This is a genomic window from Phytohabitans maris, assembly GCF_031085175.1.
In the GTDB taxonomy this organism is placed as follows: domain Bacteria; phylum Actinomycetota; class Actinomycetes; order Mycobacteriales; family Micromonosporaceae; genus Phytohabitans; species Phytohabitans maris.
Window position 1 is genome coordinate 146,341 of the sequence record NZ_JAVHUY010000011.1, and the last position, 22,192, is coordinate 168,532.

General features: G+C 70.0%; 17 protein-coding genes, 1 tRNA gene and 1 pseudogene. 10 read left to right on the forward strand and 9 right to left on the reverse strand.

Translation table 11 applies throughout. The features are described 5' to 3' along the window. Nucleotides 1-5: 5 nt before the first annotated feature. Nucleotides 6-1,649 carry an arginine--tRNA ligase gene (argS, locus tag RB614_RS14085; RefSeq protein WP_308712916.1) on the reverse strand — a complete coding sequence of 548 codons (1,644 nt, stop codon included), beginning with the start codon at nt 1,647-1,649 and terminating at the stop codon, nt 6-8. A 97-nt stretch (nt 1,650-1,746) separates the two neighbouring features. Here argS and RB614_RS14090 point away from each other — a divergent pair, with 97 nt between their 5' ends. The 5 genes from RB614_RS14090 to RB614_RS14110 all read left to right on the forward strand — a co-directional run bounded on the left by RB614_RS14090 (nt 1,747) and on the right by RB614_RS14110 (nt 7,489). Then, nucleotides 1,747-2,625 carry a thioredoxin-like domain-containing protein gene (locus RB614_RS14090; protein ID WP_308712917.1) on the forward strand — a complete coding sequence of 293 codons (879 nt, stop codon included), beginning with the start codon at nt 1,747-1,749 and terminating at the stop codon, nt 2,623-2,625. Nucleotides 2,626-2,629: 4 nt separating this feature from the next. Continuing rightward, nucleotides 2,630-3,295 carry a DUF305 domain-containing protein gene (locus RB614_RS14095; RefSeq protein ID WP_308712918.1) on the forward strand — a complete coding sequence of 222 codons (666 nt, stop codon included), beginning with the start codon at nt 2,630-2,632 and terminating at the stop codon, nt 3,293-3,295. Nucleotides 3,296-4,494: 1,199 nt separating this feature from the next. Then, nucleotides 4,495-5,013, forward strand: coding sequence for a winged helix-turn-helix domain-containing protein (locus RB614_RS14100; RefSeq protein WP_308712919.1), 519 nt, complete (start codon nt 4,495-4,497; stop codon nt 5,011-5,013). A 60-nt stretch (nt 5,014-5,073) separates the two neighbouring features. After that, nucleotides 5,074-5,148 (forward strand) — tRNA-Arg (locus tag RB614_RS14105). Nucleotides 5,149-5,449: 301 nt separating this feature from the next. Next, complete coding sequence (locus RB614_RS14110) at nt 5,450-7,489, forward strand: hypothetical protein (protein ID WP_308712920.1); 2,040 nt, start codon at nt 5,450-5,452, stop codon at nt 7,487-7,489. A gap of 376 nt (nt 7,490-7,865) precedes the next feature. Here RB614_RS14110 and rnhA read toward each other — a convergent pair. Further along, nucleotides 7,866-8,315: pseudogene (rnhA, locus tag RB614_RS14115) on the reverse strand (ribonuclease HI); the annotation flags it as partial. Nucleotides 8,316-8,553: 238 nt separating this feature from the next. Here rnhA and RB614_RS14120 point away from each other — a divergent pair. Next, complete coding sequence (locus tag RB614_RS14120) at nt 8,554-9,195, forward strand: hypothetical protein (RefSeq protein ID WP_308712921.1); 642 nt, start codon at nt 8,554-8,556, stop codon at nt 9,193-9,195. A 45-nt stretch (nt 9,196-9,240) separates the two neighbouring features. Here RB614_RS14120 and RB614_RS14125 read toward each other — a convergent pair whose 3' ends face one another. Beyond that, entirely contained in the window at nt 9,241-10,317 is a 1,077-nt protein-coding gene (locus RB614_RS14125) for a glycoside hydrolase family 19 protein (RefSeq protein WP_308712922.1), read from the reverse strand. A gap of 179 nt (nt 10,318-10,496) precedes the next feature. On the opposite strand from RB614_RS14125, the gene RB614_RS14130 reads away from it, so the two are divergent. After that, a complete protein-coding gene (locus tag RB614_RS14130) occupies nt 10,497-11,429 on the forward strand; it encodes a serine/threonine-protein kinase (protein WP_308712923.1) in 933 nt (310 codons plus the stop codon). Between the two features lie 65 nt (nt 11,430-11,494). Here the strand turns inward: RB614_RS14130 and RB614_RS14135 are convergent, their stop codons facing one another. From RB614_RS14135 to RB614_RS14150, 4 genes are read right to left on the reverse strand one after another with little or no spacing between them, the layout of a single operon-like run. Further along, complete coding sequence (locus RB614_RS14135) at nt 11,495-13,534, reverse strand: hypothetical protein (RefSeq protein ID WP_308712924.1); 2,040 nt, start codon at nt 13,532-13,534, stop codon at nt 11,495-11,497. 14 nt (nt 13,535-13,548) lie between these two features. Beyond that, nucleotides 13,549-14,838, reverse strand: a complete 1,290-nt coding sequence (locus tag RB614_RS14140; protein ID WP_308712925.1) for an ABC transporter substrate-binding protein — start codon at nt 14,836-14,838, stop codon at nt 13,549-13,551. Between the two features lie 43 nt (nt 14,839-14,881). Next, a complete protein-coding gene (locus RB614_RS14145) occupies nt 14,882-15,784 on the reverse strand; it encodes a carbohydrate ABC transporter permease (protein WP_308712926.1) in 903 nt (300 codons plus the stop codon). Further along, on the reverse strand, nt 15,774-16,748 hold the full coding sequence (locus RB614_RS14150) for a carbohydrate ABC transporter permease (protein ID WP_308712927.1): 975 nt from the start codon (nt 16,746-16,748) through the stop codon (nt 15,774-15,776). The genes RB614_RS14145 and RB614_RS14150 overlap by 11 nt, the downstream gene beginning before the upstream one ends. A 263-nt stretch (nt 16,749-17,011) precedes the next feature. Between RB614_RS14150 and RB614_RS14155 the strand changes: the two genes are divergently transcribed. Both RB614_RS14155 and RB614_RS14160 read left to right on the forward strand, forming a co-directional pair. After that, a complete protein-coding gene (locus RB614_RS14155; protein ID WP_308712928.1) occupies nt 17,012-18,073 on the forward strand; it encodes a LacI family DNA-binding transcriptional regulator in 1,062 nt (353 codons plus the stop codon). A 76-nt stretch (nt 18,074-18,149) separates the two neighbouring features. Then, nucleotides 18,150-19,574: a glycoside hydrolase family 5 protein gene (locus RB614_RS14160; protein ID WP_308712929.1), complete on the forward strand. Its 1,425-nt coding sequence runs from the start codon at nt 18,150-18,152 to the stop codon at nt 19,572-19,574. Here the strand turns inward: RB614_RS14160 and RB614_RS14165 are convergent. After that, complete coding sequence (locus RB614_RS14165) at nt 19,552-19,953, reverse strand: PPOX class F420-dependent oxidoreductase (RefSeq protein ID WP_308712930.1); 402 nt, start codon at nt 19,951-19,953, stop codon at nt 19,552-19,554. The genes RB614_RS14160 and RB614_RS14165 overlap by 23 nt on opposite strands. Before the next feature lie 145 nt (nt 19,954-20,098). On the opposite strand from RB614_RS14165, the gene RB614_RS14170 reads away from it, so the two are divergent. Next, the gene (locus RB614_RS14170) at nt 20,099-21,154 is read left to right on the forward strand and encodes a hypothetical protein (protein ID WP_308712931.1); all 1,056 of its coding nucleotides are present in this window, start codon (nt 20,099-20,101) and stop codon (nt 21,152-21,154) included. Here RB614_RS14170 and RB614_RS14175 read toward each other — a convergent pair. After that, the gene (locus RB614_RS14175) at nt 21,146-22,174 is read right to left on the reverse strand and encodes a helix-turn-helix domain-containing protein (RefSeq protein WP_308712932.1); all 1,029 of its coding nucleotides are present in this window, start codon (nt 22,172-22,174) and stop codon (nt 21,146-21,148) included. The genes RB614_RS14170 and RB614_RS14175 overlap by 9 nt on opposite strands. Nucleotides 22,175-22,192 lie beyond the last annotated feature (18 nt).

Sequence of the window (22,192 nt, forward strand, 5' to 3'; positions counted from 1 at the left end):
GGGCGTTACATCCTCTCCGGCGCCGAGACGCCCAGCAGGTCAAGACCGTTAGCGATCACGGTACGGGTGGCGTCGTTGAGCCACAGCCGTGCGCGGTGCAGATCACCAATCGGCTCGTCACCCAGGGGGAGGATGCGGCAGTTGTCGTAGAAGCGGTGGTACGAGCCGGCCAGCTCCTCCAGGTAGCGGGCCACCCGGTGCGGCTCGCGCAGCTCGGCGGCCGCGGCCACGATCGCCGGGTAGTCGCCGAGCGCCTTGAGCAGGTCCTGCTCCTTTTCGTGGCCGAGCAGCTCGGGCCGGAAGTCGTCGGCCTCGCCGCGGGTCAGCCCCACCTCGGCCGCGTTGCGCGCGACGCTGGCGGTGCGGGCGGCCACGTACTGCACGTAGTAGACCGGGTTGTCGCGGGTGCTGCGGGTCCACAGGTCGACGTCGATGTCGATCGGCGAGTCGCTGGAGAAGCGGGCCAGCGCGTACCGCGCGGCGTCCACCCCGATCGCCTCGACCAGGTCTTCGATCGTCACCACCGTGCCGGCGCGCTTGCTCATCCGCAGCGGCTCGCCGTCTTTGACCAGGTTGACCAGCTGGCCGATGAGGATCTCCAGCGTGCGCTCGGGCCGGTCGCCGAAGCAGGCAGCCATCGCCCGCATCCGCCCGATGTATCCGTGGTGGTCGGCGCCGAGCAGCATCAGCAGCCGCTCGAAGCCGCGCTCGCGCTTGTCGAGGTAGTAGGCGCAGTCGGCGGCGAAGTAGGTCCACTCCCCGTCCGACTTGCGCAGCACCCGGTCCTTGTCGTCGCCGAAGTCGGTGGTGCGCAGCCAGATCGCGCCGTCCGCGTCGTACACGTGGCCCTGCTCGCGCAGCCGGGCCACGGCCAGGTCGAGCTCACCCCGGGCGTGCAGGTCGGACTCCCGGAAGAACAGGTCGAACGGCACGCCGAAGTCGGCCAGCGAGCCGCGGATCTCGCGCAGCATCCGCTCCACGCCCTCGTCCCGGAACGTCCGCTCGTCGGCGTCCGGGTGCTCCCTCTTGATCTCGGCGGCGATCTGGCCGATGTACTCCCCCGCGTACCCGTCTTCGGGCACCGGCCGCCCCTCCGCCGCCGCCTGGAGCGAGCGGGCGAAGCGGTCGATCTGCGCGCCGGCGTCGTTCACGTAGTACTCGGTGCCGACCTCCGCGCCGCTCGCGCGCAGCAGCCGGGCCAGCGCGTCGCCGAGCGCGGCCCAGCGGGCGCCGCCGATGTGCACCGGGCCGGTCGGGTTGGCCGAGACGAACTCCAGGTTGATCCGCTGGCCGGCGAGCCGGTCACTGTGCCCGTACTCGCGGCCGGTCTGGACCACCACGCGGGCGAGCTGGCCCGCGGAGGCCGTGTCGAGGCGGACGTTGAGGAAGCCCGGACCGGCGATCTCGACCGACTTGACCCCGGGTGTCCGGCCCAGGTGGTCGGCGATGCCGGCGGCCAGGTCGCGGGGCTGCGCCCCCACCTTCTTGGCCAGCTGAAGCGCGATCGTCGATGCGTAGTCGCCATGCTCGGGGTTGCGCGGGCGCTCGACCGTGGTCGATGCTGGCAGGGCGGCAGGATCGAGCCCACGCTCGGCAAAGAGCGCGCGGGCGGCGGCGAGGACAGCCTCGGCGAGCTTGGCGGGAGTCACCGAGCAATGCTAGCGGGGGTACAGTGGGTCCCTCGGCGGCGACCCTGTGCCCGTGCTCGATCCGCCATCCCCTGACCGACCGACCAGACGAGGCACCATGAGCGTGAGTACCCCGGCCGGCGACCAGCGCCGTCCGTCCGTGGTCAGCACAGGTAAGAAGGCGCCGGCTGGCTCCGCCAAGTCATCCACTTCCGGAAAGTCGGCGACCACCGACAAGTCAGGCTCCGGCTCCGCGCGCAAGGGCACCACGGGCGGCGGCAAGGGTGGCGGCACCGGAAAGGGCGGCGGCGGCAAGGGCCCGCGCAAGCCGATCACGCCGGTAAAGGTCAGCCAGGGCCGTAACTGGGGCCCGATCGCGCTCTTCGTCGTGGTCGGTGTGCTGGCGGCCGGCATCGTTGGGTATGGCGCTTACGCCGCGTTCCAGGGCTCCCGCTCCTGGGAAGACCGCGCCTCCGACATCAGCGGCATCGTCAACTACCGGGAAAAGGACCCGTCCCTGACCCAGGGCGGCCAGCACGTGCAGGGCAAAGTGCAGTACACGGTCACGCCGCCGGTCGGCGGACAGCACAACCAGGACTGGCAAAACTGCATGGGTGACGTCTACGACGCGCCGATCGCCAGCGAGCACGCGGTGCACAGCCTGGAGCACGGCGCGATCTGGATCACGTACCGGCCGGACCTGCCCAAGGAGCAGGTCGACAAGCTCGCGGCCAAGGTGCGGGGCACGGAAAAGATGCTGATGAGCCCGTTCGACGGCCTGGACAAGCCGATCTCGCTGCAGGCGTGGGGCTACCAGCTCAAGGTCGACAACGCCGACGACAGCCGGATCGACCAGTTCATCAAGACGCTGCGGGTCAACGCCTCGGTCGAGGGCCCGACCGCCCTCTGCGCCCAGGGCATCACCGCCACCGGCACCGAGCCGCGCAACCTCCAGCAGCCGAGCACCGAGCAGCCGATGCAGCAGCAGGGCGGCTGAGCTCGTGGTGGCCACCGCCACGTCTCCCGACGAAGCGACGTCAGCCTCGCCCGGCGGCCCCACCCGGGCCGCCGGGCGGCGCTGGGGCACCGTCGCCCTGGCACTCGCCGTCGCGGTCGGCCTCCTGCTCGGGTACGCGGGGGGTTGGCTCACGCCCCGCCTCACCCGCCCGGGCGACACCTCGGCCGAAGCGGGCTTCGCCCGTGACATGACCACGCACCACACGCAGGCCGTGCAGATGGCGCTGGTCGCGTTCAAGTACGGGCAGGATCCCGCGGTCACCCAGCTCGGGGTCGACATCGCGACCGGCCAGCAGGGCGAGATCGGCATCATGCAGACCTGGCTGCGCCAGTGGCAGCTCGACCCGACCGGCTCGGAGCCGCCGATGGCCTGGATGCCGGATGGCGAGCAGTTGATGCGCGAGGGCGGCCTGATGCCCGGCATGGCCACCAAGGAGGAGATGGACAAGCTGGAGGCCGCGCGCGGCCACGAGCTGGACGTCCTCTTCGTCACCCTGATGATCAATCACCACCTGGGCGGCATCCACATGGTCGACGCCATCCTCGACCGGTCCGGCAACGACCAGGTCACCGAGGCCGCCCAGCGCATGAAGAACACCCAGCAGGGCGAGATCGCCAACATGCGGAGCATCCTCAGTCGCATTCAGTAGTTTTCTGACTACCCAGCGCTACCTGACCCTTTTGTCATCGTTGTCCGGGCGTGGGGGTTGTTGTCGCTGCATCGTCATCCCGCCGTACGCCCATGGGCAGTGCGGCCCCGGACCTGCTCTTCTCCCATCCGGCCGATCCCGAACCCCTAACGGCCGATCCCCAGCTCCCCGCGACCGGCGTCGCGGTCGCCTTCCGCGCCCCGCGCGCTACGCCGCCCTCTTCTGCCCGGGCCGAGAGCACGGCACCGACCGGCCACACCCCGACCCGCCCGCTCGCGCCGAGACGCCCGCTCCCGACGTCGGGCATCCCCGCGACCACCCGCGGCCCGGCCCCCAGATCCGCTGGCTCCGCTCCTGCGTCAAGCCGCGCTCCGGCTTCTCGCTCTGCTTTGGCCTCTGGCCCTCGCCCTGATTCGGTCGTCAGTTCTCGGCCCGCTTCAGCCTCTAGCCCCCGGCCCGCTTCAGCCTCTGGGCCGCAGCCCCCTTCGGCCTCAAGCCCGCGGCCCCCTTCAGCTTCTGGTCCTCGGCGGGCTTCGGCTTCTGGGCCTGGCTTTGATTCCGCTGTTGGGCCTTGGTCTGACTCGGTCCCTTGGTCTGACTCGGCTATTGGCTCCCACGCGGGGCCGGCCTCTCGGCCTGCCTCGGTCTCTGGCCTTCGCTCCGAGTCGGCCGCTGGCCGTCGGCCTGACTCGTCCCCTAGCCGTCGGCCTGGCTCGGCCTCTGCCTTTCGGCCCGACTCGGCCTCTGGCCTTCCGCGTGCTGGCCTTCGGCCCGACTCGGGCGCTGGCCTTCGGCCTGAGTCGGTCCGGTCGGGTTCGACTTTGGTCCGGCCGCTGGGTGGCTGGGGTCCGGCCGACGCTGGTCCGGCCCCGACCGGGGGCTCCCCTCCCGCCCTGGTCGCCGCGACCCGCGCGGCCCTCCCCTCGGCCCCGACTCCACGAGCCCGGCCCGTCCCGCCCGCCGTCCCAAATGGGTCCAGCGCGGCGGCGCCCGCCCGAACCCCCGCCACCGCAGCCCCGACCCCCGCCACCAGCCCGACGATCGCGGCCAACGACGGGCGCCGCGGCCCACTCGGCAACCCGCGACGCCAGGCCGCCCACTGGTGCCGCCGCCACCGGTCAGGCGGCGACGGCGCGGTAGCCACCCGCCGCCGCCACGGCACCCTCACCCGCGACCAGGAACTCACCCTCGTCGAGACCATGCGCGACCGCTTCCCCGACCAACTCGACCTGAGCGGTCCCCTGTGGAGCCGCCAGACCGTGGCCACGCTGGTGGAACGCCTCTTTGACATCCCGCTCAGCCCAGCCGCGGCCGGGCGCTACCTGCGCGCCTGGGGCGTCACCACCCGCGAACCGGTGGACCGCGCCTGCCCCCTCTGCGCCGAGTCCGTGGTCCGCTGGCAGGTGGAGACGTACCCCACCATCAGCCGCACCGCGCAGAAGCAACGCGCCGAGATCTACTGGGCCGGCAAGTCCCGCCTGCACGGCACGACACCGGCCACGGAGGTGATATCGGCCGTCTCCACCCGCGGCTGGATCCGCTTCATGGTCACCACCGATCCCGGCCTCCCCCGCGACTTCCTGTCCCGCCTGCGACCCCCGACGGGCCGCCCAGCCCACGTGGTGGTGGACGCCTCCTGGTCGTACCGCGAATGGCCGCGCCGGGCGCCCGAAGGCGTGACCCTGCACGCACTGCCCTGCTGCGAACGCGGCCGCTAGCGTGGGCGGTGTCGGTTCGGCCCGCCGGCGGGGAGCCTGCTACTCTTCGTGGGTCGCTGAGCCCCCGTAGCTCAGGGGATAGAGCACCGCCCTCCGGAGGCGGGAGCGCAGGTTCGAATCCTGCCGGGGGCACCAACTACATAGACCATGACTTTGATGCGACTTGTCCAAATAGCTAGAAATGCACCCCCTCTCGTATCTAGCGGCGCGACCCTGTCTATCTGGAAGGTCCAGGGCTGGCCGAACGTGTTCTCCTCCAGGTCGCCGGAGTGAAGACTGCGCCTTGGCGGCGGCATAAGAGTGTGATTGCCCCTCCGCGTAGCTTCACGCGCAACGGGATGCCGACGTTTTCCGCTGAGAAGTATGGCGTAGCTTCCGAAGGCAGACGGAGGAGCCTCGATAGGGTTGTGACGTCCAAGCGTCAGAAGGGAGCAGGATGGCGCTCACCACGTCTCTGGCGGGTCGGGTTCGGAACACGAGCCTCCCGAAGAGCCACTCCCTCCTACCGCTGCTAGAGGCGATCGTCAACGGTCTCCAAGCGATCGACGCACGCTTCGGCTCGAACATCGGACAGGGACGCCTGCGGGTCACGATCGAACGGAGCGGCCAGGATGAACTCGACTTCGGCCCCTCTGGTCCTGGCCGTTCGGCACTGAAACCGATCATCGGCTTCGCTGTCGAGGACAACGGAGTGGGCTTCACCCCAGACAACATGGGCTCGTTCGAGACGCTGGACAGCGACTACAAGGCCGAAATGGGTTGTCGAGGAGTGGGCCGTCTCCTCTGGCTCAAGGCATTCAACAGGATTTCAATCCGCAGCGCGTACAAGAACGAGGACGGCGATCTGTGCACACGACAGTTCAGGTTCTCCGTTGACCGTGAAGTCGAGCATATTGAGCCGCCAGACGGCTTTAGTGACGCTGGAACCGTTGTTCATCTGGACGGCTTCAAAGACAGCTTCCAAAGGAGCGCGCCGAAGACCGTTGAAGCCATCGCCCGCGAAGTCTTCGAGCATTGCATCTGGTACTTCCTCCGACCCGGTGGCGCCCCTGAGGTGATGGTTGTAGATGATGAGGCAGTCTCTCTGAACAAGTTGATGGAGGACTTTGTCTTCTCCGGGCTGCCGACGACCACGGTCACGGTTAAGGGTAAGAAGTTCGACATGGTCAACCTCTGCCTCATGTCCTCGACACGTAATACCGTGCCTCGGCTGTATTGGTGCGCTGCGAGCCGGGTCGTGACCGAGGAAAACCTGACTGGCAAGATTCCCGGATTGTACGGTCGCCTGAAAGACGACACGTCAACCGAATTTACGTACGTATGCTACCTGTCGTCCGACTATCTTGACGCCCATGTCCGCGCGGACCGCACTGCTTTCGACATTGACGAACGGGTGGACGGCACGTTACTGGATGAAGATATTTCACTGGAAGACATCCGCTCGGGCGTGCTGCAGGAGGTGGAACGAATCCTTTCCGACCCACTGGCCGCAGCCCGCAACGAGGGTAGGGCGCGAGTCAATGAGTTCGTAAGCAATCGCGCGCCTCGGTATCGACCGGTCCTTCCCCGGCTTGAGTTACTCGGCGTGACCGTGGACCCATCCATCAAGGACCCGGACCTTGAACTTCTGCTGCATCGCAACCTGCAGAAACTGGAGGCCGCGGCCATCGCTGAGGGTCAGGCGGTGTTCGCAGAGGCTGGCTCCGCTCCCTTGGAGGACTACCAGGAACGACTGAGTCGCTACCTTGACGCCGTCAAAGACATTAATCAGTCCGATCTGGCGGCATATGTCTCCCGCCGGAGGGTGATTCTCGACATCTTATTCAAGATCATCAGGACGAACGGACAGGGCAAATACTCCCGAGAAGACGCTATTCACTCGCTTCTAATGCCGATGCGCACCGACTCGGATGAGATCGGGTCTGATGCATCGAACCTGTGGATCATTGACGAACGACTCGCCTTCCACGACTACCTTGCCTCCGACAAGACGCTAAAGAGCATTCCTATCACCGGTTCCGAGTCGACCAAAGAGCCGGACATACTCTCAACGCGACTCGTCGACACTCCCGTGCTGACAGCAGAGGGCGAAACTTTGCCACTGCCCTCGATTGTCGTCATCGAGATCAAGAGGCCTATGCGAAATGACGCATCGGAAGATAAGGACCCAATCCTTCAGTCGCTCGATTACGTAAAGCGAGTCCGCAGTGGTGGCGTGTTGACGGCCGCGGGGCGTCCAATCCCAGCGTCTCAGGATTCGCCGGCATTCTGCTACATCCTGGCCGATCTCACGCCGACACTAGTGAGTAGGTGCGAGTATGCAAATCTCCGACGGACTCATGATGGCCTCGGTTACTTCGGATTTAACGAGCCAGCGAAGGCGTACATCGAGGTCACGTCTTTCGACAGGCTGATAAACGCCGCCACAGAGCGCAATCGGGCATTCTTCGACAAACTGGGACTGCCGTCGAGCTAGTCCTCCAAAAGGAATGTCCGGCTCCTCCAGCCGCATCGGCTGGTACGTGATCCTTGCCCCACCGCACTCACCAGCGCCCATACGTCGGACCTGTTACCTGATGGTTCGTATGCTGCCAGCTTGGGTGCACTCCCCGTCAGAACAGAGCAGATATGCGGGTCGTGGCGGTCTGATGGGCCGCGCAGCGACCGCCGCCGGTAGCCACCGCGCAGCGTTGGCCGTTCCTCATGGACGCGCCGCATTGGACGGCCGGGTCGTGGACGTGACACAGGCCAGATGGACGGGCCGCGGCCGCGCAGGGGTCGCCCGTCTTGGTGGTCGCGCGGCATTTCATCACCGGTGTGGCGAGCCGGCGGGGTGCGGGCGCTCGTGGCGCGGCGGCAGCCGATCCGGCGGCCTCGCGGAGACCCTTCGCCGCCAGCTGGTCGGCGCGCTCGTTCTCCGGGTGGCCGGCGTGGCCCTTGACCCAGAGCCACTCCACATCGTGCCGTCCCGCCGCCGCGTCCAAGCGTTGCCACAGGTCGGCGTTCTTGACCGGTTGCTTGCCGGTCGTCATCCAGCCGTTGCGCTTCCAGCGTGGCAGCCACTTCGTGATGCCGTCGCGCACGTACGTGCTGTCGGTGTGTACCCGCACCACCGCGGGCCTCGTCAGGCTCTCCAGCGCCTGGATCGGCGCCATCAGCTCCATCCGGTTGTTGGTGGTCGGGGTCGCCTCGCCGCCGCAGAGTTCCTTTTCGTGGGCGCCGTACCGCAACAGCGCGCCCCAGCCACCCGGCCCCGGATTGCCACTGCACGCACCGTCGGTGTAAATGTCCACGACTGCCACACCGGCAACCTACCGAACGCGACGGCCAGACCGGCAAACGACCGCGCACGGTCGTCCCGCGCCGCACCCTCCCCACGCCCGTGATCGAAGCTCTCTACAAGGAAAACTGCCGATCAGGGCGTTGCGGAACATCTCCCACTGGCCCCACGGCCGTGCGACCAGCGACCAGCGGCCCGGGCGCGGACGTACCGCCGTCGGCGTCAGGCGCGGGTAGGAGAATCACTGTGGAGGGACTCGGATGATCATTGAGGCGCGCTTCAACGGCCCGCCCGGCTCGGGCAACGGCGGCTACAGCGCGGGTGTTTTCGCCGGCGGCGGCGCGTGGGAGGTCACCCTCCGCGTGCCACCCCCGCTCGACACCCCGCTCACGCCCACGGACAGCAAGATCCAAACCCCGGACGGCGCCGTCGTGGCCGAGCTGGCGCCGGCCACCCCCATCACCGTCGCGGTCCCACCGATCGGGTACGCGGACGCGGCTGATGCCGCCACCCACTACCCCGGCTTCGTCGAGCATCCGTTCCCCACTTGCTACGTCTGCGGCCCCGACCGCCCCGACGGCCTGCGCGTCTTCCCCGGCCCGCTCGTCGACGGCACGACGGCCGCCCCGTGGACCGTTCCCGACGGCGTGGCCGAGCCGATGGTCTGGGCCGCGCTGGACTGCCCCGGCGGCTGGGCGGTCATCCAGGGCGGCCGTCCGTACGTGCTGGGTCGCATCGCGGTACGCATCGCACGCGTGCCCGACCCCGGCGAGCGGTGCGTGGTGCGCGGCGCGCTCGCCGAGGCCGAGGGGCGCAAAGCGCTGGTGCACACGACGCTGTACGGCCAGGACGGCGACGAGGTGGCGCGGTCCAGGGCCACCTGGATAGCGATCGCGCGCTGAGCCCGGGCGGTGTTCGGCGCACCGCCCGGGCCGCTGGCGAGGCGTTCAGCAGGTCAGGTTGCCGCCGGGGCTGGTGCCGAGGATCTGCACGAACTGCTGGTACTTGGCGACCCGGCTCTGCACCTGCGCCGGGTTGCCGCCGTTGCACTCGATGGAGCCGTTGATGCTCCGGATGGTCTCGCCGAAGCCGGCGCCGTTGACCATCGCGTTGTGCGGGGTCATCGTGCCCGGACCGCTCTGGGTCATCCAGTACCAGATGCCGGTGCGCCAGGCGACCGACGCGTCGTTCTGGACCAGCCACGGGTTGGTGAGCAGGGGCAGGCCCAGCGCGTCACCGGCGGCCTTGTAGTTGAAGTTCCAGCTCAGTTGGATCGGGCCGCGCCCGTAGTACGCGGCCTGGCCGGCCGGGCAGCCGTACGGCTGGCTGGCGTCGCAGTAGTGCGGGTAGTTCGCGGTGTTCTGCTCGACGATGTGCACGAGGCCGCCGGTCTCGTGGCTGACGTTGGCGAGGAAGGCGGCCGCTTCCTGGCGCCGGACCGTGTCGCTGCCGGTGCGGGCGAACGCCGGGTACGCGCTCAGCGCGGCGACCAGGCCGGAGTACGTGTAGAAGGAGTTCCGGCTCGGGAACATCTGGTTGAACTGCGCCTCGGTCACCACGAATCCGTTGCCACCCGGCGGCGGCGCGGTGGTCGGGGGCTGACCGCCACAGGTGTACGGCTCCCAGTACCAGGTGCTGATCGTCGGGTCGTAGCCCGGGTTGTCGTGCTCGGCGATGTAGTACAGGCCGTTGGTGTACCGGACGATCGAGCCGGTCGTGTACCACTGGCCGGCGACCCAGTTGGGGTGGTTGCAGGTGCCCGGGTTCGGCGGGGTGGTGCCGCCGCACGTGCCCTGGTCGGCCCAGACGCCCGAAGTGCCGGGCGGCGCCTCGCCCTGGGTCCACCACTTGGCCAGCCAGTTGTGGCCGTTGTGCGAGGCCGTCATCCCTCCTGTGTAGACGGACGACGCCTGCCACGGCGCCGCACAGGCGGCCGCGGACGCGCTGGTTATCGGCACGATCGCCGCCAGCGCACCCCCGATCACCAGTGCCGCGACCGTCGCGATCGTGCGCACCTTCAACACGTGGTCACCTCCTCGATGTGTGGTCGTGACGTTCGTCGATGAGATAGTGAGCGTAACACGGTAAATAAACTTTCCTAACAATTACCGGTGGGGGGCAGGGCAGAAAGGTGGCCGATGGCCCGGGGGATCCGGTCCCGGCCGGCACCCATCCGCGCGCCGGCCGGCGCCGAATCGCTTTCGTGACCACCGGGACCGTGATCGCCGGCCGTTACCGGCTCAGGGAGGCGATCGGAAGTGGCGGCATGGGCCAGGTCTGGCTGGCCGCCGACGACATGCTGGGCCGCAACGTGGCGGTCAAGGAGGTGACCACGCCCGACTCGGGAGAGTTCGCCACCGTCCGACAGAGCCTGCGCGAGGCCCGCTCGGCCGCCTCGCTCAACCACCCCAACGTGGTGCAGATCCACGACATCCTGCACACCGACCGGCCGTGGATCGTGATGGAGTACGTGCCCTCCCGCTCCCTGTACGACGTGATCGTCCGCGACGGCCCGCTCAGCCCGCGCGACGCGGCCCGGGTGGGGCTCGGCATGCTCGCCGGGCTCCGGGCGGCCCACCGAGCCGGAATCATCCACCGCGACGTCAAGCCGCAGAACGTGCTGGTCGGCCACGACGGCCGGGTGGTACTCACCGACTTCGGCCTGGCGGTACGCCAGCGGGAGGGCGCGGCCGGCCGGGCGGAGGCGCTGATCGGGTCGCCGCAGTACATCGCGCCGGAACGGGTGCGCGACGGCGCCTCGACGCCAGCCACCGACATGTGGTCGCTCGGCGCGACTCTGTACGCGGCGGTGGAGGGACGAGCCCCGTACCAGAGGGAGACGACGACCGGGACGCTGCTGGCGCTGGCCAGCGAACCGCCGGACCCGCCGCGCCGGGCCGGTCCTCTCGCCCCGGCCCTGCTCCGCCTGCTGGAGCGGGACCCGGCCCGGCGCGCGGACGCCGACGCTGTGGAGCGCCTGCTGCGGCCGATCGCGGAGGGCGTGCCGCGGCCGGCGGAGCGCTCGCCGGACGAGGCCGCGCTGGCCCGGCTGACCCGCATCCAGCTCGCCGTGGCCAGCTTCGTGCTGGCCGCGACCGCCACCGTCGCGGTCATCCTGGCGACCGGCTGGTCATAACCCCGACCCGAGTACCCTATTGAGCTCGCCACCGGCACCGCGCTCACCAGCGCCTGACCCGCGGCTCAGGGCGGCGGGTGCAGCCCCTCGTGCCGTACCCGCCAGCCCTCGGCCGGAAAGCCGGGGGCCGGCGGGCCGCCGTCCCAACCGGCGGCCATCAGCGCCACCGCGGCGAGCAGTCCCCCGTTGCCGGGCAGGTAGATCGGGAGTGACGGGGTCTGCCGGTTGTGCCCGTTCGGCAGGTGGGTGTTCTTGGCGACCGGCATCAGCAGCGCGTCCAGCGCGGCCTCCGGCTCGCCCAGCCGGGTCGCGGTCATCGCGATCGCCGGGTAGTCCCAGCCCCACGTGCTCGGCCAGTCCCATGTGGACATGACCGCGCGGAGCGTGGCCCGCATCGTCTCCGGCTCGATCAGGCCGGTGGCCGGTACGACGCCGAGCGCGTAGAGCATCGAGGGGTGGTCGTCCACGATCGTGTACGGCGGCATGTCGATCGCGGCGTACACGCCGTCGCGCACGCGAGGGCGGGCCATGTGCTCACCCACCTCCGTCCACAGTGGCTCCGGGGGCAGGCCCAGCCGCTCCCGCCACCGCTGGGCGACCCGCAGGCCCCACGCCCAGTACGCCAGCTCGAACGCCGGGTTGGTGACCGTGGCGCGGATGTCGCCGTACGACTCCTGGGCCGGCACGAGCGGCGGGCCGAGCGTGTAGCCGTGCTCGCCCTTCGCCGCGTACGTCGCCATGAACGCGGCGGACTCGAAGACGATCTCGGCGTACCGCTCCAGCGTCTCCCGCGCGCCGGTCGCCCGGTACACGAGCTCGGCGAGGTGGATCGGGTGCGGCTGCTGCCACACCAGGAACGGGCCGATCGGACTCGGGCTCTCCCGCCCGTCCGGGCCGACCTGCTTGGGCCAGCGGGCGCCGGCGCATCCCTGCCGCCGGGCGGTGGCGCGGGCGCCGGGCAGCGCGGACGTGTACCAGCCGAGGCTCCGCTCCAGCAGCTCGGGCCGGCCCCAGAGCGCGAAGTGCGCGCCGTGCCACCAGTGCATCTCCAGGTGGAAACGGCCCCGCCAGCTGTTTACCATCAGGCCCGTCTCCTGCGGCGGCAGCGAGCCGGCGCAGTGGATCCGGGTCAGGTACTGGGAGAGCACGATGCGGCGTTCAAGCTCGGCGGCACGCGGGTCGGTGCTGCCGGCGAGGTCGACCGCGCCGCCGCTCTCCCAGAAGGCGGGCCACCCCGTCTCGGACGCCTGAACGGTCTCGTCGAAGCCCGCCGACGCGTTGAAGCCGACCGTCATTTCCAGGCGGCCTTCGGCGGAGACGAGCAGCTCGTGCGGACCGGTCTGCCGGATCGATCCCGGCGCCACTCTTATGTCCACTGTGTACCGGGTGTCGTCGAGGACCCGCGCCACCGTGCACCCGAGCCCGATCGGGTACACGATGGACGAATGCGCGCCGGGCCGGGACCAGTCGGCCGCGACGCTCCACGACTGCGACCCGTACGGGAACGCGACCCGCACCGCCAGTCCGGCGCCGAGCAGCGGGCTCTCGACCCGTACGGCGAGCACGTCGCGCTCGGGGTGGCAGGCCGTGACCACCCGCACGGGAGTGCCCCGCAGGAGGAACCGACTCTCGATGACCCCGGTCCAGAGGTCCAGGCGCTGCCGTACGGCGGTGACGTGGCCGGGCGGCACGGGCCGTCCATCCAGGACGAACCCGATCCGGGCGAGGTCGAGCCGGTGGGGGTTGTTGCGCAGCCACGCTTCGGCCGCCGAGGCTGGCGCGTCGCCGGTGCCGGTGACGTCGCCGCGCATGTCCACATAGGGCACCGGGCCGCGCGGCGTGTCGTACCACCGGTAGGTCTCGGCGAGTTCGAACCCGCCCGGGTGACTGTGCCAGCCCCACTGGGACATGGTGGCCAGCAGCGTCCCCGGCTCCGGGCCGTCCCGGTTTTCCACCGGGTACAGCTCGGGGAAGGTCTGCAATCCGGTGACGTCGACGGTGCAGCAGAACTCGCCGTTGCCCACCGACAGCGGTGACGCCGGCTCGACGCCGGTCACCTCGACGGCGTGCCGCGCGACCAGTTTCCGCCGGTCGATCGACGCCACCGGATCGCCCCCGTTCACTGGATGGCGGCCTCGACCTGCTTGACGAACTCGTCCGCGGCCGCGTCCGGCGTCTTGCGGTTGAAGAGCACCTCGTCGTTCAGCCGGGTGAGGATGTCGGGCGTGTCGGTCGAGCCCTCCGGGCCGATGACGAGCGGTGGGCCCATCGTCGGCGTCGCCGCGTCGATGAACTCGGCCTGCGCCTTCTGGTCCTCGTTGAGGGACGGGAGGATCGCCTCGAGCACGTCCGGGTTGGCCGGGATGCCGCGGTCGGTGAGGATGAGCTTGCCCGCCTCCTCGCTGTTGACCAGGAAGTCGAGGAGCTTCGCCGCCTCCTTGGGGTGCTTGCTCTTCGCGTTGATCGTGTAGACCTGCGAGGCCTGCAGCCACATGCCCTTTTGCTGGGCGCTGCTCTCACCCGGGTAGCGCAGGAGCTTGAGCGGGTGGCCGGAAGCCTTGCGCAGCGCGCCGAGCTGGTTGCTCCAGTCGACCTGCATGCCGGCGAGGCCACGGCCGATGAGCGTCTGCTCCGGCGAGGGCTGGCCGGCCAGTTCGGCGGTGGTCGCGGCGGGCGGGGAGGCGCCGGCGTCGCGCAGCTTGGTGGTCAGCGTCCACCAGTCCACCAGCGTCTGCTTGCTGATGCCGAGCTTGCCGTCCGGCGTGTAGAGCCCTTCGCCGCGCTGGCGGGAGAAGACGTCGAGCGTGTCGCTCTTGGTCGGGTCGGCCACGCCGTACGTGCCCTTGGGCGACTTCTTGGCCACGTCGGTGGCGATCCGGACGAAGTCGTCCCAGGTCCAGGTGGCGTCGTCGGGGAGCGGCACGCCGGCTTTCTGGAAGACCACCGGGTCGGCGATGATGACCGGCGCGTTGACGCCCGTGGGTACGCCGAACTGCTTGTCGTCGAACTTGCCGTTGCCGAGCGCGGCCGGGTCGATCTTGTCGGTCTCCAGCTCGCCGCTGACCCGCGACAGGTCGAGCAGCGCGCCACGGCCGCCGTACTCGCGGGGGTAGGCGCCGCCGAGCGTGATGACGTCGGGCCCGCGCCCGGAGGCGACCTCGGTGGCCAGCTTGTCGAAGTACGCGTTGAAGTCGGCGAAGTCGCCGGTGACCTTGATGCCGGGGTTCTTCGCCTCGAAGGCGGCGATGACCTTCTTGGTGGTCTCCGCCCGGTCGTTGTTGCCCCACCAGGAGAAGCGGATCTCCACCGGGCCGTCGCCGCTGCCACCACCCGAGTCGCCACCGCAGCCGGCCGCGGCCAGCAGGGCGGCGCCGGCGACGAGAGCTGCCGCGAGACGCGTGTTTCTCATCTGAGGCTCCTGTTCGCTTGTAACGATTCACAGAACGTGCGGGTCACTTGAGACCCGTGGTGGCGATGCCCTGGGTCAGGTAGCGCTGCCCGGCGAGGAAGAACCCGAAGATCGGCGCCAGCGCCACCACGGACATCGCGAAGAGCTGCCCCCAAGCGCTCTCCCCCTGACCGTCCAGGAAGGAGTTGAGCGCGACGGGTGCCGTGTAGGTGTTGGGATCGGTCAGGAAGATCAGCTGGCTGAAGAAGTCGTTCCAGGTCCAGATGAAGGTGAACAGCGCCGAGGTGGCCAGGGCCGGCAGGGACAGCGGCATGACGATCCGCCAGTAGATGCGGAAGTGCCCGCACCCGTCCATCCGCGCGGCCTCGTCGAGCTCGCGTGGCAGGCCCCGGATGAACTGCACCATCAGGAAGATGAAGAACGCGTCGGTGGCGAAGAACTTCGGGACGATCAGCGGCAGGGTGGTGTTGATCCAGCCGAGCTCGGAGAAGAGCACGTATCGCGGGACGATCAGCACGTGGATCGGGAGCATGAGGGTGGAGAGCATCATCGCGAAGAAGATCGCCCGGCCACGAAACCTCAGCCGCGCGAACGCGTACGCCGCGAGCGAGCAGGAGAGCAGGTTGCCCACCACCGAGAAGAACGCGACGACCGCGGAGTTCCACAGGTAGAAGTGGAACGGGTGGGCGAGCGCGGTCCAGCCCTCGGTGTAGTTGTCGAAGTCGACCTGCCGCGGCCAGATCGACGGGTCGCGAAAGATCGTCTCGGTGGGCTTGAACGAGCTCGACACCATCCACAGCAGCGGGTAGAGCATCGCGAGGCCGAGCACGATCAGCAGCGCGTGCTTGCCCAGCCGCCGCGACCGGCCGCCGCTCCCCGCCCCCGGCGGGCGCTCCGCCGGCGTGTCGAGCGCCGGCCCGGCCGGCAGCATCGTGTCAGTCGCCATAGAAGACCCACTTCTTCGCGAAGAGGAAGTTGACACCGGTCAGCACCGCGATGATGACCAGCAGGACCCAGGCCAGCGCCGAGGCGTAGCCCATCTCGAACGAGCCGAAGCCCCGGTCGTACAGGTAGAGCGTGTAGACGAGCGTCGAGTCGACCGGACCGCCCTTGCCGCCGCTCACCACGAACGCCTGGGTGAAGTTTTGGAACGCGTCGATCATCTGGAGCACCACGTTGAAGAAGATGATCGGCGTGAGCAGCGGCAGCGTGATGCGGAAGAACCGCGAGACGGGCCCGGCGCCGTCGACCGACGCGGCCTCGTAGTACGACGCGGGGATCTGCCGCAGGCCGGCCAGGAAAATCACCATCGGCGCGCCGAACGTCCAGGCGTTGAGCACGACGAGCGTGCCGAGCGCGGTGTCCGGGTTGGCGATCCAGCTCGTGCCCTCGATGCCGACCACGTCGAGCAGCTGGTTGACCAGGCCGTCGCCGCCGAAGATCTGCCGCCAGAGGATCGCGATCGAGACGCTGCCGGCGAGCAGCGACGGCAGGTAGTACACGGAACGGTAGAAGGCAAGCCCGCGCACGCCCCGGTTGAGCAGCATCGCGAGCGCGAGGGCGAGGCTCAGCTGGAGCGGCACGGAGACGAAGACGTACTCGAACGTGACCACCAGCGACTTGTGCAGGCGGGTGTCGTCGAGCATGCGCTGGAAGTTGTCGAGGCCGACCCACTCGGGCGGGCTGAGCAGGGTGTAGTCGGTGAAGGAGAGGTAGAGCGAGGCGAGGATCGGCCCGAGCGTGAAGACGGCCATGCCGATGAACCACGGCAGCAGGAAGGCGTAGGCGGCACGGTCCTCCCGCCGGCTTCCTTTGCTCTTGAGCAGCTTCCGATGGCTCGGCTGCGCACGCCGCTCCGCTCCTCGGTCGCCAGCGCTCCCTGCGATGTCGCCGAGTCCAAGCTCGCTCATCGGAGCACCCTTCGGTCGTGAACGAGTGGGGGTCGACGCCTCTCGCCGTGCCGCAGGCCCTCACTCCGGAGCTGAGTAACCAGTTTCTAACAGAGCCCTAATGTGCTGTCAACGATTAGTTTTCACGTTTCAATGAAGGACAAATAGGGCGACGGTCACCGCGCGCGGCGCCCTGGCAACCGATTGCCAGGGCGATCGAGTAACCGGTATCTTGGCCCGGCGACGACGTTCGTGCTGGATATGGGCACCCAGGGAGCGACGGCATGGGCCTTGAGATGGGCGACACCCACCGAAGTAAGCCGCGGTCCCGCCGCGGTGGCGTCCGGCGCGATCCGGCGGCCGCCACGATCAGCCGGGTCGCGGACGCGGCGGGCGTCTCCCGCGCGACCGTCTCCCGGGTGATGAACGGCAGCACCACGGTCGCTCCCGAGCTGGCCGCCCGCGTGCGCGCCGCCGCCGAGGCACTCAACTACGAGCCGAGCCTCCTGGCCCGCAGCCTCGCCCTGGGGCGCACGAGCACCGTCTCGCTGATCGTGCCCGACCTGGCCAACCCGATGTTCCAGGACATCCTGCGGGGCCTGAGCACCGCCGCCGGGGCACACGGCCACCGCCTGATGGTCGCCGAGTCCAACGAGAACGCCGAGGCCGAGCAGATCCTCGCGGTCGAGGCGCGGCGCCGCTCCGACGGGCTCGTGCTCGCCTCGTCGCGCATCCCCGAGCCGCAGCTACGCGCCCTGCACGAGCGGCTCGCGCCGCTCGTGCTGCTCAACCGGGAAATCCCGGGCACCGCGGTGCCGTCACTCTCCGTCGACTACCACGCCGGCATCCGCGCGATCGTCGCCCATCTTCTCGGGTACGGGCATCGCCGCCTCGTGTACCTCGCCGGCCCGCCGGCCAGCACCTCCAACACCGACCGGCTCGTGACACTGCGTGCGGAAGCGGCCGGCAGCCCCGGCTTCCACCTGACCGAGCTCGACTGCGGCTCCACGTTCGAGACGGGGCACGCGGCGGCCCGCGCGGTGCTCGCGACCGGCGCGACCGCGGTGGTGGCCTTCAACGACATGGTCGCCTTCGGCGCGCTGAGCGGGCTGCACGAGCTGGGCGTCTCGGTGCCGGGCCAGCTCTCCATCACCGGCTTCGACGACATCCCGTTCGCCCGCTACACCACGCCGCCGCTCACGACCGCCTCCATCCCCAAGAACGAGCTGGGCCGCCAGGCGTGGGAGCGGCTCTGGGCGCTGATGAGCGGCGCTCCCCCGGGCTACGACGCCCGCTTCCAGCCACGCCTGCTCGTCCGCGACACGACCGGCCCGGTGCGCGCGTGAGCGAGCGGAGCGAGCGAATCATCGGGCTCAGCGTCATTTGCGGCTCGCGGCCGCCCGCAGCGAAGCGAGGACGGCCGTGAGTTTACAGTGGATCAGCGCCAGCGGTGAGCGCCTCGTCGACGAGGCCGGCGAGCCGGTCACGCTGGCCGGCGTCGGCCTGGGCGGCTGGCTCAACATGGAAAACTTCGTCACCGGCTATCCCGGCACCGAGTCGCAGCAGCGCAAGGCGCTGCGCCGGGCGCTCGGCGAAGAGGGGTACCAGCGATACTTCGACCGCTTCCTGACCGACTTCTTCGACGCGGCCGACGCGCGATACCTCGCCTCGCTCGGGCTCAACTCGGTGCGGATCCCGTTCAACTACCGGCATTTCGAAGACGACGACCGGCCGTTCGCGCACAAGGCCGAGGGCTTCGCCTGGCTCGACCGGGTGATCGGGCTCTGCGCCGGCGCCGGCCTGTACGCGATCCTCGACCTGCACGCGGTGCCCGGCTACCAGAACCAGAACTGGCACAGCGACAACCCCACCCACTGGGCGTCGTTCTGGACGCACCGCCACTTTCAGGACCGGGTCGTGCACCTGTGGGAGGCGCTGGCCGACCGTTACCGCGACAACCCGACGGTCGCCGGTTACAACCCGGTCAACGAGCCGGCGGACGCCTCCGGCGAGGTGATCGGCCCGTTCTACGCGCGGCTGGAGCGGGCGATCCGCGCGGTCGATTCGCGGCACGTGCTGTTTCTGGACGGCAACAAATACTCCACGGACTTCTCCGCGTTCGCCGAGCCGTTCGCCAACACCGTGTACACCGCGCACGACTACGCGCTGCCCGGGATGGCGGCCGGCAGCGAGTACCCGGGGATGGCGCGCGGCGAGTACTTCGACCGCGAGGTGGTGGAGGAGACGTTCCTGCGGCGCACCGAGTTCATGCGGCGCACCGGTACGCCCATCTGGATCGGCGAGTTCGGCCCGGTGTACACCGGCGACCCGGCCGTGGACGCCTCCCGCCTGCGGTTGCTCCGCGACCAGCTCGACATCTACCGCGCGCACGGCGCCAGCTGGGCACTGTGGACGTACAAGGACATCGGGCTGCAGGGCCTGGTGTACGCCGACCCGCAGAGCCCGTACCTGCGCCGGATCGGCCCGGTGCTGGAAAAGAAGGCGCGGCTGGGCGTCGACTCGTGGGGCGGTGTCGACACCGGGATCCGTGACGTGATGGGCCCGATCGAGGAGCTGTTCGCCCGCGAGTTCCCGGACTTCCAGCCGTACCCGTGGGGTCGCCGCGCCTGGGTCAACCTGCTCGTACGGCACATCCTGCTGGCCGAGCCGATGGTGGGTGACTTCGAGCGCTGCTTCGCCGGCGTCACACCGGACGAGGCGGCGGAGCTGGCCGGCTCGTTCGCCTTCGACCGGTGCGTGCGGCGGACCCCGCTCGCGCTCGCCCTGCGCGAGCACCTGGGCGGCTCGGCGGCCGGCGGCGGGGTCAGCCCGGACCGGCGCGGGTGATCGTGATGCGGAGCAGGACCCGCTGGTCGCGCTCCATCGCGACGCGGTAGTCGTCCCAGTCGGGGTGCTCGCCGGAGATGCGCCGGTAGTAGTCGACCAGCGGCTCCATCGCCTCGGGCAGGTGGACCACCTCCGCCGTGCCCTCGACATAGACCCACTCGCCGTAGAAGGCGTCGTTGAGGGCGCAGAGCACGACGCGGGGGTCGCGGATGATGTTGCGGGTCTTGACCAGGGGCTCGCGGGCGCTGATCACCACGTGGCCGGACCCGTCCACACCGGCGGTCACCGGCGTCATCTGCGCCCGCCCGTCCGCGTGGTACGTGGTCAGGACCGCCCGGTGATTGCGCGCCACGAACTCCAGCGCTTTTTCGATCTCCACGTCAGCCAAGGCTACGGGGCGACGAGCTGAAACGACACGTGATCCTGCCAGCGGCCGGCGATGTCGAGCGGTGCGAGGCCGGAGCGGACGAAGCCGTTGCGCGTCACGATGCCACATTCTCCACGGTCCCGGCATCATGGATGCGATGTTTCGATGGTGGAAGCGGTGGCGGCGCCGGCGGGCGCGCCAGCCCGACGTGACGCGGCCGGCCCCCGCGCCCGAGGTGGGCATCGAAGCGTGGATTCGGGCCCGAGGGCTACGCGCGGTGCTCGACGACCCCGACCCGGCGGTGGCCGGGGCGGCCGAGGAGTACGTGCGGACCGCGACCGGCCAACGGCTGTCGACGCTGTGGCTCGCGCACGCCGGCCACCCCCGGGTGCGCGAGATCCTGCTGGACGATCCCCGCCGCGTGCCGGACGACGTGGTCGACGCGGCGTGGTCGCTCTGGCTGTCCACACCGGACCGGCGGCTGTGGGAGAAGCTCGACGGTCGCCCCGCCACCGGCGGCACCGCGCGACAGCCGAGCCGCATCCTGCTGGGCCTGGCCACCCCGGCCGAGACCTGCGCCGCGGCCCTCAGCGGCGGCTCCTCGGACCTGCTGGTCGCCCACGCGGTGGCGATCTGCCGCGACCGGGGGTACGCGCCGGACGACCCGGTGGCACGGGCGGCGCTGTTCGCGCTGACCGGGCAGGTGGCGCGATACCGCGAGGTCGACCCGGACAGCGCGCTGCTGGCGCGCGCCTACCAGCGCGCGCCGCAGCGGTTGCGGCGCCGGCTGCGGGCCGCGATGAGCGAGGTCGAGGGCATTCACCTGGTACCGGTCGTGGGCGGTGACGGCCGGCGGGCGTTGACCGAGACGGAGCGGGAGTACCTGGTCCGCACGCTGACCAACCGCCGTGCCTGGGAGGAGCTGTGGCGTCTGGCGCTGCTGCTCCCGCTGGCGCACGCGATCGGGGTGGCCCGGCGGTTCGACGGCTGGCGCCCGGTGGAGGAGCGCGACCGCGCTCTCTTCGACCGCCTGCTCGCGGTCAAGGACCGCGACCTGCGATCGCTGCCGCCGCCGGCGCGGGCGCTCTTCGAGCGGCAGCCGCACCTGCTGCGAAAGGCGATCCCGAGGTACCTGGAACAGACCGACCCGGTCCTGGTCGACCTGCTCCGCACGCGGCTGGCCCACGGCCAGGGCGAGGGCGCGTCAGTGTGACGGCGACGAGGCGGCGAACGGGCCGGCGCCCAGGACGGCGCGGCACACCTCGCGCTCCGGCTCGGTGCTGGCCAGCAGGTAGACCACGCGCAGGTCACCTTCGTGGTGATAGGTGAAGTGGTCGACGATGCTCTCCACCATCGTCCGCACGGTGGGCTCGAGCCGGCCGCCGGCCACGCCGGTGCCGAGCAGCGGGATCAGCACGCTGCGGACCGAGTCGACCGCGGCCAGCCGTTCCGCCTCGACAAGCACGTTGCTGACGCAGCGGCCGATGTCGGGGACCTGGCGGTAGCCCTCGCCCGGCTCGCCCCGCACGGCCGCGACGTGGATGACGTGCCGCACGCGGTTGCGCCCGGCCAGGTCACCCGGGCCGGTGGTGACGACCGAGCCGGGGGCGACCGGCACCCGGCCGGAGACCTTGCGGGCCAGTTCCTCGGCGATGCTGTCTTCGACGACCTGTCCGGCGTCGTCGTGCTTGGCACCTTCGAAGCGGATGATCGCCGAGATCGAGTACTCCTCGAAGCGGGACATCCGCATGTCGGTGTTTTCCGAGTTGACCCAGACGTCGGCGACCCGCACCCGGCGGATGTCTCCGGTGATGACGCCGACGAAGGTGTCCGCGCGGTACTGCTCCCCGGTCAAGCGGTAGAGGAACGTCTGGCTGAGGTGGAGCAGCGCCGGCTTTCCGCCTGACTGAGCGGTCACTCGGGATGGTGGCTGCCGGGCCGGGCGCCCGTCGGCGATCCGCTCCCAGGCGTCCAGCCAGGGGCGGAGGTCGGCCACCCGGACGCCGAGCGCCCGCAGCAGGTCCTCGTACACGTCTGCGGGTGGCAGCCGGGTACCGCGCAGGTAGGCGTCGAGCGTGCTCGGCGCCTTGTTGGTCCGGGCCGAGAGGTCTCGCACGGAGAGCTGCACCTGACCCTTGCGGGCCTCGCGCCGCCGCAGCCGGGTGAACGCCTGTGCGAGGTCGTCGAGCGTGTGCAGGCGGCTCGGATCGGGTGGGCGCTCCGCGTGGGTCATGACGCCTCTCCCGTCGTC